Annotated in this window: 13 protein-coding genes; 10 read left to right on the top strand and 3 right to left on the bottom strand. The window is 71.6% G+C overall.

Going from position 1 to position 12,394, the window contains the following annotated elements; translation table 11 throughout:
- Positions 1-973 precede the first annotated feature (973 nt).
- From ACIBK6_RS23480 to ACIBK6_RS23440, 9 genes are all read left to right on the top strand, one after another.
- Positions 974-1,471, top strand: a complete 498-nt coding sequence (locus ACIBK6_RS23480) for a hypothetical protein (RefSeq protein WP_399053261.1) — start codon at positions 974-976, stop codon at positions 1,469-1,471.
- Positions 1,472-1,490: 19 nt separating this feature from the next.
- The gene (locus ACIBK6_RS23475; RefSeq protein WP_399053260.1) at positions 1,491-1,919 is read left to right on the top strand and encodes a phage tail protein; all 429 of its coding nucleotides are present in this window, start codon (positions 1,491-1,493) and stop codon (positions 1,917-1,919) included.
- An 85-nt stretch (positions 1,920-2,004) separates the two neighbouring features.
- Positions 2,005-2,727: a LysM peptidoglycan-binding domain-containing protein gene (locus ACIBK6_RS23470; protein WP_399053259.1), complete on the top strand. Its 723-nt coding sequence runs from the start codon at positions 2,005-2,007 to the stop codon at positions 2,725-2,727.
- Positions 2,724-4,553 (top strand): VgrG-related protein, encoded by a 1,830-nt coding sequence (locus ACIBK6_RS23465; protein WP_399053258.1) that lies wholly within the window; start codon positions 2,724-2,726, stop codon positions 4,551-4,553. Before ACIBK6_RS23470 ends, ACIBK6_RS23465 begins: the two co-directional genes overlap by 4 nt.
- A gap of 78 nt (positions 4,554-4,631) precedes the next feature.
- The gene (locus tag ACIBK6_RS23460; protein WP_399053257.1) at positions 4,632-4,949 is read left to right on the top strand and encodes a PAAR domain-containing protein; all 318 of its coding nucleotides are present in this window, start codon (positions 4,632-4,634) and stop codon (positions 4,947-4,949) included.
- The gene (locus ACIBK6_RS23455) at positions 4,946-5,380 is read left to right on the top strand and encodes a GPW/gp25 family protein (protein ID WP_399053256.1); all 435 of its coding nucleotides are present in this window, start codon (positions 4,946-4,948) and stop codon (positions 5,378-5,380) included. The genes ACIBK6_RS23460 and ACIBK6_RS23455 overlap by 4 nt, the downstream gene beginning before the upstream one ends.
- Positions 5,380-7,344 (top strand): putative baseplate assembly protein, encoded by a 1,965-nt coding sequence (locus tag ACIBK6_RS23450; RefSeq protein ID WP_399053255.1) that lies wholly within the window; start codon positions 5,380-5,382, stop codon positions 7,342-7,344. The genes ACIBK6_RS23455 and ACIBK6_RS23450 overlap by 1 nt, the downstream gene beginning before the upstream one ends.
- Entirely contained in the window at positions 7,341-7,904 is a 564-nt protein-coding gene (locus ACIBK6_RS23445) for a phage tail protein (RefSeq protein WP_399053254.1), read from the top strand. The genes ACIBK6_RS23450 and ACIBK6_RS23445 overlap by 4 nt, the downstream gene beginning before the upstream one ends.
- A gap of 454 nt (positions 7,905-8,358) precedes the next feature.
- A complete protein-coding gene (locus ACIBK6_RS23440) occupies positions 8,359-9,102 on the top strand; it encodes an NADase-type glycan-binding domain-containing protein (protein WP_399053253.1) in 744 nt (247 codons plus the stop codon).
- Positions 9,103-9,179: 77 nt separating this feature from the next.
- On the opposite strand, the gene ACIBK6_RS23435 is transcribed toward ACIBK6_RS23440, so the two are convergent.
- The gene (locus ACIBK6_RS23435; RefSeq protein ID WP_399053252.1) at positions 9,180-9,779 is read right to left on the bottom strand and encodes a TetR/AcrR family transcriptional regulator; all 600 of its coding nucleotides are present in this window, start codon (positions 9,777-9,779) and stop codon (positions 9,180-9,182) included.
- Between the two features lie 241 nt (positions 9,780-10,020).
- Between ACIBK6_RS23435 and ACIBK6_RS23430 the strand changes: the two genes are divergently transcribed.
- Positions 10,021-10,428: a hypothetical protein gene (locus ACIBK6_RS23430; protein WP_399053251.1), complete on the top strand. Its 408-nt coding sequence runs from the start codon at positions 10,021-10,023 to the stop codon at positions 10,426-10,428.
- 132 nt (positions 10,429-10,560) lie between these two features.
- Here ACIBK6_RS23430 and ACIBK6_RS23425 read toward each other — a convergent pair whose 3' ends face one another.
- Both ACIBK6_RS23425 and ACIBK6_RS23420 read right to left on the bottom strand, forming a co-directional pair.
- Positions 10,561-11,103, bottom strand: a complete 543-nt coding sequence (locus ACIBK6_RS23425; RefSeq protein WP_399053250.1) for a hypothetical protein — start codon at positions 11,101-11,103, stop codon at positions 10,561-10,563.
- A 179-nt stretch (positions 11,104-11,282) separates the two neighbouring features.
- Entirely contained in the window at positions 11,283-12,374 is a 1,092-nt protein-coding gene (locus ACIBK6_RS23420) for an aminotransferase class I/II-fold pyridoxal phosphate-dependent enzyme (RefSeq protein ID WP_399053249.1), read from the bottom strand.
- Positions 12,375-12,394 lie beyond the last annotated feature (20 nt).

Below are 12,394 nucleotides of genomic sequence, written 5' to 3'. Positions count from 1 at the left end.
AAGACCGGACGCCCCCGTACGGCGGCCCCCACTGGGTGAACCGCTGCATGACCTGCCCGCCAGCGCCAGACCATTGATCTCCTCCGAGTCCGGCCCGACCGTCACCCCCGACGCCGGGTCAACACCCCCACCGGCGCCGCTACCCCTCGCACAACACCAGGCCGTTCCCGATCCGGCCAGACCTTCATCGGCGACTCCGGCCCCCACAACAGGTCAGGCGCCCGCACCCGCGACCGACGCGCCCCCGCTGCCGCGCCCCGACACCCCTTCCAACGTGACTCACCCCCGGCCTCGCAGCGGTATCGGCACGCCGCTCCACTCTTTGCCACCGACGGCCACCGCTCCTGGTGCTCCCCTCCTGGGCAGGCGTCCCGGTCCTACGCAGCGAACCGTCACATCCGACGGCCCCGACTCGCCCGCGAGGCCCGCGAGTTCACCCGAGCGGCAGGCCGGGCATGCGGCGCTGCCCGTACGCGACGCAGCCGGCCCCGCCTCCGTGCAGCACGCGGCAGTAACGGGCGGCGCGGGCGCGGCGCGCGTCGGCAAAGCCGCGGGCGGCAGCACCCCCTTGGCCAGGGCACGTGCGACAGGCGGCTCCTTGTACGGCGCCGTGCGAGCCGCCGCACGGCCGGTGCTTCGGCGGTCGCGCGCGCTGCTGCCCGAGCGGTCGCTGAGCGTGAACACCGTGACCAGTTCGGGTTTTTCGGCGACTTCGCCCACGCCTTCTCCCGCCGCCACCCGTCCTGTCGCCGCCGCACGATGGAGCCGTGAACCAGTACCCGCGGGGCGGCAAGCGCCCGCCCGTCGGCAACCCCCGCTCCCGACGGGCCCGCCCCGCTCGCCGAAGGCGCCCCGACGCCAGGGCGAGCCCCCGCGCCAGGGTGAGGTTCGGACTTCGCACGGCGCGCCCCCGGAGGCGCAACCCGCGCTCCCGGCGGTGCAGTCCGCTGTCGCGGCGCAGGACCCTGCACCCTTGGCACAGGACGCCGCCCGTTCTCGCGCCTCGGGCACCGTCCCCTGGGTGGGTGCGCAGCGCCGGACTCCGGTCGTCCGTCCCGCACCGCCCGCGACGACGGAATCCGTGCAGCGTCTGCCGGTCGCGACGGCGCCACCGACAGCGGTCCCGCTGTCCCCGGATGCCACAGCCCCCAACGCGCCCGGCGCTTCTGACGCGCCGCTCAAAGCGGCCGCTCGCACCACTCCGGCGGCGGGGGCCGCGATCCAACGCGCCCCCGAGGACACCGAACCCACCGGTGTTTCCCCGCCCCCCGAAGCCCGCTCGCGCATCCCCGTACCGGTCAAGAAGACCTTGTCGTCCGCGGAGAAGAGCACCACGCCACCGCAACGCGGCGACGGGATCGACGTGGAGGATCTCGCCCGGCGGCTCATCGACCCGGTGGCCAGATTGTTGCGCGCGGACGTGCGCCGTGGACGAGAACGTGCCGGACGGCTGTACGACGGCCGCCGCTGAGGAGTTGGGACCCCATTAGATGACCACCGACGACATCTTCGCGACAACGCCGTTCTTCAGGCTCGCCATCGGCGGCAACGACCTCGGTACCTTCCAGACCTGCTCGGGGCTCGGCGCCCAGGTCGAGGTCGAGACGTATGCCGAGGGCGGCAACAACAGCTTCGACTGGCAACTGCCGGGCCGGCTCACCTGGTCGAACATCACGTTCACGCGCCCCGTCACCAAGGAGACCATCAAGATCGCGCGCTGGTTCGAGCAGATCGTCAAACAGGTGCAGCCCAAGGACGGCGAGATCGTCGCGCTCAAGCCGGATCGCACGCCCATCATCAGCTGGCAGGTCCTCGGCATCGTGCCGGTCCGCTGGCAGGGCCCGTCATTCGATCCTGCCGACTCGCAGGCCGCCGTCGAGACCCTGGAGATCGCACACGAGGGACTGAAGGTCTCCTGATACTTCATCAATTACTGGGCGAATCAAAGGACTTGGGTGACTTTTGCCCCTGTCGCGGTGACCGCAGACGGAAGGAGGAACCGGCATGTCCCCCGCAGTCCGTACGAGCCGTGCCCGCGCCAAGCTCACCATCATGGAGCCGCCCGCGAAGGTCGGCGCCAAGCCCGGCAGCGTCCTTGCGCTGGTCGAGCTCCAGTTCAACCCGTCGTCCCTGTCGCTGAGCAAGAACACCGAGTGGCGGCGCACTCCCTCCCGGATGGCGGGGCAGTCCGCGCTGCCCGAGTTCGTCGGCAGCGGGCCGCGTTCGCTGAGCCTGGAGGTGTTCCTCGACGGGACGGCGAAGCACGACAACTCGGTGGAGCGGGCCGTGGAGAAGCTGATGAAGGCGTGCGTGCCGACGCGGAAAAGCCTCGCGCGGAAGAAGCCCGCGAGTCCCTGGGTGCGCTTCAACTGGGGTTCCACCAAGAGCACAGCGTTCAACGGCGTGATGTCCCAACTCTCGGTCACCTACACGCTGTTCGACGCCGATGGAAAGCCCCTACGTGCGAAGTGCAGTCTCTCCATCGAGGAGGCGAGCGTCGACCCGCCGGGCCAGAACCCCACCTCGGGGGCGCGCGAGGCGCGCAGCACCCACCGGATCGTGCCGGGTGACAGTCTGCCGCTGCTCGCCTGGCGGGAGTACGGGGACGCCACGGCCTGGCGGGTGATCGCGGAGGCCAACGGCATCGACGATCCGATGGTGCTCGTGCCCGGCACCGAACTGCTCGTGCCGGCCGCGCAGAGTGCCGTACGGGAGGAGACTTCATGACCACGCCCGAGGCCCAGGGCGGCCGGTCCTTCGCCGCCGACCCGATCGTGGAGGCTCCCGCGGAGCTGCCGGCCGAGTGGATCACACAGTTGGTGAGCTGCGTGGTCGACGAGAACGTAGGGCTGCCCGACGCGACGGTCCTCACCTACCGCGACCCGGACCACGAGCTGCTCAAGGCGACGGGCATCACCATCGGCACCGCGCTGCGCATCTCGGTCGTCACCGTGCAGGGACAGGCGCGGGAGCTGCTGTTCACCGGGGAGGTGACAGCCCTCGAACTGGACAGTGACACCACGGGGTCGTTCACCGTGGTGCGCGCCTACTCCAAGGCACACCGGCTGCAGCGCGGCCGCAAGGTGGTGGCCTACCGCAACATGACGGCCGCGGCCATCGTGCGCAAGGTCGCGGCCGGGGCCGGGCTCGCCTGCGGGCGCGTCGAGGCCGCCCCGATCACGTACCAGCAGTTGTCCCAGGCCAACGTCTCGGACTGGGACTTCCTGCAGTTCCTGGCCGGTGAGAGCGGCGCGCAGGTGCGCGTCGACGACAAGGGGCTGCTCCAGTTCACGAAGCCGAGGCCCGCCGCGTCGGCGCCCGGCCCTACGACGTCGGCCACGCAGAGCCCGCTGGTCCTTGAGCACCCGCGCAACCTCCTGGCCCTGCGGGCGGTCCTGACCGGAGCCGACGGCGCGGGGAACGTCGAGGTGCGGGGCTGGGACGTCAACACGAAGACCCCGCTGGTGACCCGGCAGCCGTCCGTGATCAGTCGGACGGTGACTCCGGGGATGAAGCCGTCGGTGGTGAGCAGCGCGTTCGGCGGCTCCTCCCGGCTGACCGTCACCGACATGCCGTACCGCACCCAGGCGGAGACCGAGGCGGTCGCCGCATCCGTTGCGGCTTCGGTGAGTTCGGGGTTCGCGGAGCTGGAGGCCGTCGTCGAGGGCAACCCCATGCTGCGGGCCGGGGTGCCCGTGGCCCTGGGCAACGTCGGCCCCGCGTTCTCCGGGCGCTACACGGCCACCGCCGCCCACCACGTCTTGGAGCCGCACGGGGGCTACCGGACGACGGTGCTCGTCAGCACCTCCCCCGACCGCTCCCTCGCGGGCCTGACCACCGGCGCCAACGCGCCCTCCCGGGGGCCGCGCATGCCGGGTCTCGCGATCGGCGTGGTGTCCAACATCCGCGAGCCGGGCGGCGGCGGGCGCGGCTGGGTACGCCTCAAGTTCCCGTGGCTCGACGCGGACTACGAGACGGACTGGGTACGCACCGTGCAGTGGGGCGGCCAGGGCGGTGGCGGCGTGTTCAGCCCCGAGGTCAACGACGAGGTGCTCGTCGGCTTCGAGCAGGGGCTCCTCGACAGTCCGTACGTCATCGGCGGCCTCTACAACGGCGTGGACAAGCCGTCGCCGCACCGGGGGCCGCTGGTCGACCGATCGCGCGGCACGGTCAACCGGCGTTCCCTGGTGTCCCGTTCGGGCAACCGCGTCGAGCTGCTCGACACCCCGGGCAGGGGACCGTCCGGGGTGCGGCTCGCCAGCGGCGACGACCGGCTCGAAGTCCGGCTCGACGAGCGCCGCAACCGCATCTCCCTGACCGTGTACGGCGCGGGCGGCTCGCGACCGATGAGCTCCGTGACCCTGTCCCCCTCCGGGATCACCCTCGACGCGGGCACGGGCAAGGTGACTGTGAAGGGCGCCTCGGTCGACATCAACGCCACGACCGACGTCACCGTGGACGGCACCTCGGTGAACGTCAACGGCAAGACCGCGGTCAACGTGGACGGCGGCCTGCTCGCCGTCCTGAAGGCAGCACTCATCCGCATCAACTGACCTATCCACGACGGTTATTGACGCTCCATCATTTTCTGTCCTGCGAACGGCCATCAGCATCGGCAAGGAGAAAACACCATGCCCCCCGCAGCCCGCACGGGCGACGCCACCAACCACGGCGGCATCATCGCCACCCCGCCCCCGGGGGCGCTCGCGGTCGCCACCGTGCTCATCGGGGGCCGCCCGGCCGCCGTCACCGGCAGCCTCCACGAGTGCGTCGTCCCCCCGCACCTGGCGCTGGGTCCGGCAAACCTGGTTCTGCCCAATCCGGCCGGGCTCCTGTCCGGCGAAGTGCTCATCGGCGGGCTGCCCGCCGCACGCATGCGGGACCAGACGACCTGCGGAGCACAGATCGTGAGCGGCGCGTTCGACGTCCTCATCGGGGGGCCGATGTGAGCGAGAAGTTCATCGGGCGCGGCTGGGGATTTCCGCTGCGCGTGGGCACCACCGGCGGCATCGGCATGGTCGAGCGGGACCGGGAGATCGAGGAGGCCATCCGGCTCGTCCTCGGCACCGCGCCGGGCGAGCGGCCGATGCGGCCCGAGTTCGGGTGCGGCATCCACGACTACGTCTTCGCCCCGGGCGACGGCTCCACCGCCGGGCTCATCGCCCAGGAGGTGCACGTGGCCCTGGAGCGCTGGGAGCCGCGCATCGAAGTGAGCGACGTGGCCATCGCGTTCGACGCCGTGGACGACGGCGTCCTCTACATCGACGTGCGGTACACGGTGCGGTCCACCAACGACCGCCGCAATCTGGTCTTCCCCTTCTACACGATCCCGTCCCAGGAGGGCGCCGAGGACGGCACCTCGTACGGGGAGGCGAGCTGATGGCCCTGCCCTCACCGAATCTGGACGACCGCCGCTTCCAGCAGCTCGTCGACGAGGCCAAACGGTACGTGCAGCAGCGCGCGCCCGAATGGACCGACCACAACGTCTCGGACCCGGGCGTGACGCTGATCGAGACGTTCGCGTACATGGTCGACCAGCTTCTGTACCGTCTCAACCGGGTGCCGGAGAAGAACTATTCGGCGTTCCTCGACCTGCTCGGCATCCGGCTGTTCCCGCCGGTGGCCGCCACCGCCGAGGTCGACTTCTGGCTGTCGGCGCCGCAGCCCGAGACGGTGACACTGCGGGCCGGCGCCGAGGTCGCGACGGCGCGCAGCGAGACCGAGGAAGGGGTTGTGTTCGCCACCATCGCGGAACTGCCCATTGTGCCGAGCGAGTTGACCCGTCTGGTGACGGCGCCGGTCGGCGGGGAGCAGGCGGACCGTACGACGGCGCTGGCCGAGGGCCGTGACATCCGCTGTTTCCAGGCCGTCCCCGCGCCCGGTGACGCGATGCTGTTCGGACTGCCTGCGGTGGTGCCCCGGTGCATCGTCTCGGTGCACCTCGACAGCCGCGTCGAGGGCGTCGGCGTGGACCCGCGGCAGCCGCCGCTGGTGTGGGAGGCGTGGGACGGCGCGCGCTGGCTGCCCTGTGAGACCGGATCGGACACGACCGGCGGGCTCAACCGGCCGGGCGAGGTGATCGTGTACGTCCCTGCGGGGCACACCGCGTCGGTGGTCGCGGGCACCCGCGGGGGCTGGCTGCGCTGTCGGGTCACGGAGCCGGAACCCGGGCAGCCGTTCTACTCCGAATCGCCGACGGTCCGCGAGGCCGAGGTGTTCACCGTCGGCGGCACCGCGCCCGTGGAACACGCGGAGACCGTCACCGATGTGCCCCTCGGGACCTGCGAGGGGGTCGCGGGCCAGCAGTTCTCCGTGGCCCGGCCGCCGATCCTGCTGGACGGGGAGCCGCCAGTCGTCGAGGTGTCCTCTCATCAGGGCTGGCAGAGGTGGCGGGCCGTCGAGCACTTCGGCAACTCCTCGCCGGACGACCATCACGTGGTGATCGACGCGACCTCGGGCACCTTCGCGTTCCCGCCCGCCGTGCGCGAGCCCGACGGATCGCTGCGCACGTACGGCGCGGTGCCCGAGAAGGGCGCGCACGTGCGGGTGCTCCGTTACCGGACGGGCGGTGGGTCGGGCGGGAACGTCGCGCGCGGCGCGATCTCCGTGCTGCGCAGTTCCGTTCCGTACATCGCCCGGGTGGAGAACCGGGAGGCGGCGCGCGGCGGCGTCGACGGCGAGAGTGTCGACAACGCGAAGCTGCGGGCGCCGAACGCGCTGCGCATGCAGGAGCGGGCCGTCACCGCCGAGGACTACGAGATCGTGGCCCGGCAGGCCGCACCGTCGGTACGCCGGGTGCGCTGTGTGCCCGCCACCGCCTCCGAGGGCGGTGCGGTGCGGGTACTCGTGGTGCCTGACGCGGTCGCGGACGAGGGCGACCGGCTGCGCTTCGAGCAACTGATCCCGTCCGAGCAGGTGTTGCGGGCCATCGCGGCAGCGCTGGACGAGCGGCGCCTGGTCGGAACACGGCTCGTCGTGGAGCCGCCCGCCTACCAGGGCGTGACGGTCGTCGCCCGGCTCGTGGTGCCCGCCGGTCAGGCGGACCGGGTGCGCGAGGCCGCGCTCGCGGCACTGTTCAGCTACCTCAACCCGCTGGGCGGCGGGGCCGGCGGGGAGGGCTGGGCATTCGGCAGGCCCGTGCAGTACGGGGAGGTCTTCGGCGTGCTGCAGCGGGTCGCCGGGCGCGGTCTGGTGGAGGAGGTCAAGCTGTTCCCCGCCGACCCGATCACCGGACGCCGCGGCGCCCCGACGGAGCGGGTTGACGTCGGGGCCAACGCGCTCGTGTTCTCCTACCAGCACCAAGTCGTCGTCAACGAGGCCGACTTGGACGGTGCCGACCGATGACCAGGGCCGCGATTCCGGGGCTTGCGAGCCGCCATCCGATGGGTGGTCTGCTGCCCGCGCTGTATGCGGACGACGATCTGGCGCAGCGGTTCACCGCCGGGCTCGACACGGTCCTCGCCCCCGTCCTGTCCACGCTCGACAACCTTCCCGCCTACCTCGATCCGCGTCTCACGCCGTCGGACTTCGTCGAGTGGCTGTCGTCCTGGGTGGGCATCGACGTCGCCCCGGGATGGCCCCGGGAGCTGCGCCGCGACGTCGTCGTGCGCGCCATGGAACTGCACCGCAGGCGCGGCACCCGGCGCGGGCTCGTCGAACGTCTCCGGCTGTGCCTCGGCGTGGAGGCGGAGGTCATCGACGGCGGTGGCGCGACCTGGTCGGTGACCGCCGGTTCGGAGTTACCCGCAAGGGCCGTCGAGGAGGTCGTGGTCCGCGTGCGGCCGGGGCGGACCGGCACCGTGGACGAGGCCAAGGTGCTCGACATCGTCCGGGCGTCCTGCCCCGCCCACGTCGCCTGCCGGGTCGAGGTCCTGCCCGAATCACCCGCGCACGAGGGGAGTTGACGCCATGCGCTCTTGTCCGGCGTGCGGATCCTCAAACGGGGAGTCGGACGACTTCTGCGGCAACTGCGGCTCGTATCTGGGGTGGTCCCAGGAGAGCGGCGAGCCGGGGCCGGGCACAGGGGCATCAAGGAGTACCGCCGGTGCGTCCCCCACGGCGAACCCGCCTGCCACGGGGGGTGATTCGGTGACGCTCGCGGGAAGCGACGCGGCTGCACCGGGCAGCACGCAGGAGACCAACGGCACACAGGGCACCGCTCCGACCGCCGAGCCTCGTTCCGCCGGTTCAGCCGCCCCTGCCACTCCCCCTCGCGCCGCATCCGGCGCCCCCACCCAGTCCGTCGCGTCACCGGCGCAGCCGACGTCCGCAGCTCCCACGAGCCCTGCATCTTCGGTTCCGCCGCGGTCGCGCTCCGCCGATTCGGCCCCCATCACCGCCGTCCAGCCCGCGAAACCCGTGGCGGCGAGGCCCGTCGTGCGGCCCGCCGAGGTGCGCGAGACGGATGGTCCGCCGTGCCCGGCGTGCGGCACGCCGAACCAGCCCGGCCGCAAGTTCTGCCGGCGCTGCGCGGCGCCGCTCGATGCGCCGGAGCCGGTGGCTCCGCTGCCGTGGTGGCGCACCCGCTGGCCGTTCCGTCGCCGGGTGCGCGGCGGCTCGGGGCGGGTGTTCCGCGCGCTCGTGACGCTGGCCGTCCTGGCCGCCCTCGCCGTCGGGGCCTTGTTCCTGCTGCCCGCGGGGCGTTCCTTGTTCGAGGACACCCGGGACAAGCTCAGCGGAGCGACGGCCATCAGCCCGTCCAAGGTCACCGCGAGCGCCGAGATCCCCGGCCACCCGGCGGGAAGCGCCACGGACGGCCTCAACAACAGGTACTGGGGCGCCCCCGCGGTCGGCGACTCGCTGACGTTCACGTTCCGGGCGCCGTTCCGCCTCGTGGACCTCGTCGTGACCAGTGGAGCGTCGACGGATCCTCAGGTGTACCGCAGCGAGGCGCGGCCCATCGCTCTCGACCTCGTCACGACCACGTCGAAGGGGCAGGTGGCCCACAAGGCGATCACCCTCAACGACAGGCCCGGGCCGCAGACGATCCCGACGGGCATCAGCGACGTCGTCACCGTCCAACTCGTCGTACGCTCGGCGGCGGGGACGGGCCAGGGGCGCCATATCGCCCTGGGGGAGGTCGAGTTCTTCAAGCGCGGCTGACCAGACGTTCCGCCGAGGGCGAGATGGTGACCGGTGCCGCCGGCCCACTGACGTGGTCTTAGGTTCTCACCGAGACCTCACGACCTGCGTATCGGCGAGAAGCCCTGTCCGGTGCTCGGATCGACGAGGGAAGCGAGATCCGCGAAAGCGTCGGCAAGAAGGGTCGGATAGTCGCGGGTGTCACCCGCCAGCCATTCGAGCCTCGCCCGGGTGAGGACAGCGATACCGCACATCGCGGCCAGCGGCGCGATGTGCGGTGGCACGTCCCGATGTTCGAGCGCGGTGGTGATCGCGTCGGTCACGTGCGCGATCTTCGCGAGTTCCCGCTCTTTCAGCTCAGGTGTCGCCGAGATGACCCGGTGTCGACGCTCGCTGAGCTCTCGGTCGTGTTCGGTGAACATCGGCGCGATGGACAGGAAGGCGTCGAGCAGCGTCGGGAGGGGCGCCAGTCCCGCGGGGGCGTTCGCCACGGCATCGGCCACTGCTCTTGTCATGGCGGCTTCCCCGTCGAAGAGCACCTCGCGCTTGTCCGGGAAATGCCGGAAGTAGGTCCGCTCCGTCACGTCGGCGAGGGCGGCTACGTCCGCGGCCGTAGTCCGGTCGAATCCCCGCTCGGAGTACAGCTCCAGCGCCGCTCGTTGAAGACGGACGCGCACGTCCTTTCTGCTTCCGGCCATGTGGCCAATATACCCCCACTATCGACAGTCACTGACTTTAGAGTGTATCGTCAGTGACTGACGATCCTGGTCCGATCCGCTTGGCGGTCTCCTGCGCGTATTCGTCAGTGGCGGTTCCGGCATGACCGGCCCTGCCGTCATCGGCGAGCTCATCGCGGCCGACCACACCGTCACCGGGTTGACAGCGATCTGTCATCGCGAACTCGTATCACCATCACCACCAGAGTGAGGACGCACAGCCATGAAGTTAGCCTTCCGCACCGCACTGGCCGCCGCAGCAGCGGCCGCAGCCCTCGCGGTAGCCGTCCCCTCGGCCGCCAACGCTCAGGTTGCCCAGCCGGCGAGGGTGCCTTGTTTTGACACGCTCGCCACCCGCGTGCCGGCAAACCCGAGCCAGATCAGCGCGGCCGCGTACAACCAGGCCCGGAGCATCCTGGCACACGCCGGCAGCCAGACCGCGGCCAAGTCCCATCCCGTCCACGGGGTTAGTTCCGTACCGGTCCGGTACGGAACCAGCCTCCTGGCCTGCTCGCGGGACGAGTTCCGGCACGACGACCGGAATGCTCCGCGCAAGCAATCGGGCATGACGCCCTACCACTACATCGCCATCCACGACGCAGCGCGGACGATGGGCATCACCCGCTGGTGACATCGCCGACGGTGCACCGGCCGTGCCGTGGCCGGTGCACCGTCGGCCCCCTGACGACGTGCACAGGTGAACGCCGCACTGGACACAGCACCCCGAGAACGACGGCCGAACCTCCGGCACCTGTCGGTCGAGTCACTCCTCGAAGTACGCGTCGAGCACCGCTTCGAGTTGCTCGGTCCATTCCTTGAGGCCGGCCCGGTCGGAGGCCTCGACGTCGTGCGAGAACCGTCGGTACGCCGGCGTGTACACGACGATCTCGAAACGGCGCGACCACCGCGGCGTGCGGTGCTCGACCGCGCTGAGCTCGTCCCACCGGAAGTCGGCCTCTTCGTTGGCCAACCGCAGCCGGACTCCCCGGCGGTCCGCGACGATCGACCCCTGCCGGTCGGACACCTCGAAAACAGGCCCGCCGCCTTCCGCCTCGGATTCACCTTCGGAATCCTCTGCGTCCCCGTCAGCCCGATCCACCCCGCCAGCGGCGGCCTCCTCCCCGGCCGCCGCCTGGGGCCCGCCGCCCTCGTCCGCTTCGGCTACGACGTCATCCTCAAGGGCCTCGCCGGGCGGATGCTCCTGCCCCGGCGAGGCCGCACGCGCCGGCACAAGTCCGGGAACGTACGCGGGATCCGTCGCGGCACCGCCCAGGGGCATGTACTGGTGTTCTGATCGCTGCTCCACGTGCGCAGTATGGCCGAGCAGCCTGTGAACGCGCTCCCCCACCCACGGCTCCCCCGCCCAGGAGTTGTCGTCAAAGGGGCACGCCGCGAGGGGCAACGCCGCCCGGCTGCCCGTTACTTGATCCGCCCAGGCGGGGCGTCCCCTGCCCCCAGCACGCGGCGACACCGCGTGGAAGCCCCTCACCCGCCCGGGGGCCCGAAGTCCCGGGCCGCGGTGAGCACCCGCCGGTGCGCTTCGTCACCACCCACCGAGATCCGTACGCCTTCCCCCGGGCAGGCCCGGACCCGGACCCCGGCCCCCAGGGCTGCGGCGGCGAAGCGCTCGGCCGCCGCGCCGAGCGGGAGCCACACGAAATTGCCGTACGACCGCAGGGGCGCGAGTCCTTCGGCGCGCAGCCCTTCGCACAGTCGCGTTCGGGCGCTTCGCACCAACTCCAGCCGGGAGGCGAACTGTTGGGGGTGGTCGTGGGAGATCTGCGCGGCCTGCTCGGCGAGGCGGGTGACCGAGAACGGCAGCAGTGTCCGGCGGCCCAGGGCCGCGAGATCGGGGGCCGCGAAGGCGTAGCCGGCGCGCAGCCCCGCGAGGCCGTACGCCTTGGAGAACGTACGCAGCAGCACGGTCCGGGGCCTCGCGTGCACCAGGTCGAGGTCGCTGGTGTCCTCTTCCTCGTCGAACTCCAGGTATGCCTGGTCGAGAACGGTCACGACGTGGGGCGGGAGTGCGGCAAGGAACTCGCGCAGCTCGGTCTGCGGGATACGGCGGCCGGTGGGGTTGTGCGGGGAGCACAGGATGACCATGCGGGTGCGGGCGTCGGCCTTCGCCGCGAACGCGGGCAGGTCGTGCTCGCCGGCTGCGGTCAGCGGGACCGGGGTGCCCCGGGCGCCTGCCAGCGCGACGAGCAGCGGGTAGGCGTCGAAGCCGGGCCAGGGGTAGAGGACTTCGTCGCCGGGGCCGCACAGTGCGAGCAGGAACTGCTGCAGGACCGCGCCGCTGCCGGGGCCGACGACGACCTGCTCGGGGCCTGTGGCGAAGTGCCGGGACACGGCGTGGTGCAGGGTGCGTGCGGTGGGGTCCGGGTAGCGGTTGACGCGGTCGGCGTTGTGGCGCAGCGACTCCGCCACCGCCGGGAGCGGCGGCAGTGCGAGTTCGTTGTTGGCGAGGTCGATGACGCCGTCCGGGTGCTGGGCGGTCGGGTCGGTGGAGCGGTAGGCGGGTAGCCGGGTGAGTTCCGCGCCGCGGGCGGAGGGGTGTGGGGCACGACTCGTTGTCATGGGTGTCCTTGTCGAGTGGA

Origin of the sequence: Streptomyces sp. NPDC050485 (assembly GCF_044458185.1) — a bacterium.
Taxonomy (GTDB): Bacteria; Actinomycetota; Actinomycetes; order Streptomycetales; family Streptomycetaceae; genus Streptomyces.
The sequence above is the reverse complement of the archived record's forward strand: the minus strand, read 5'-3'. Positions and strand labels throughout refer to the sequence as shown.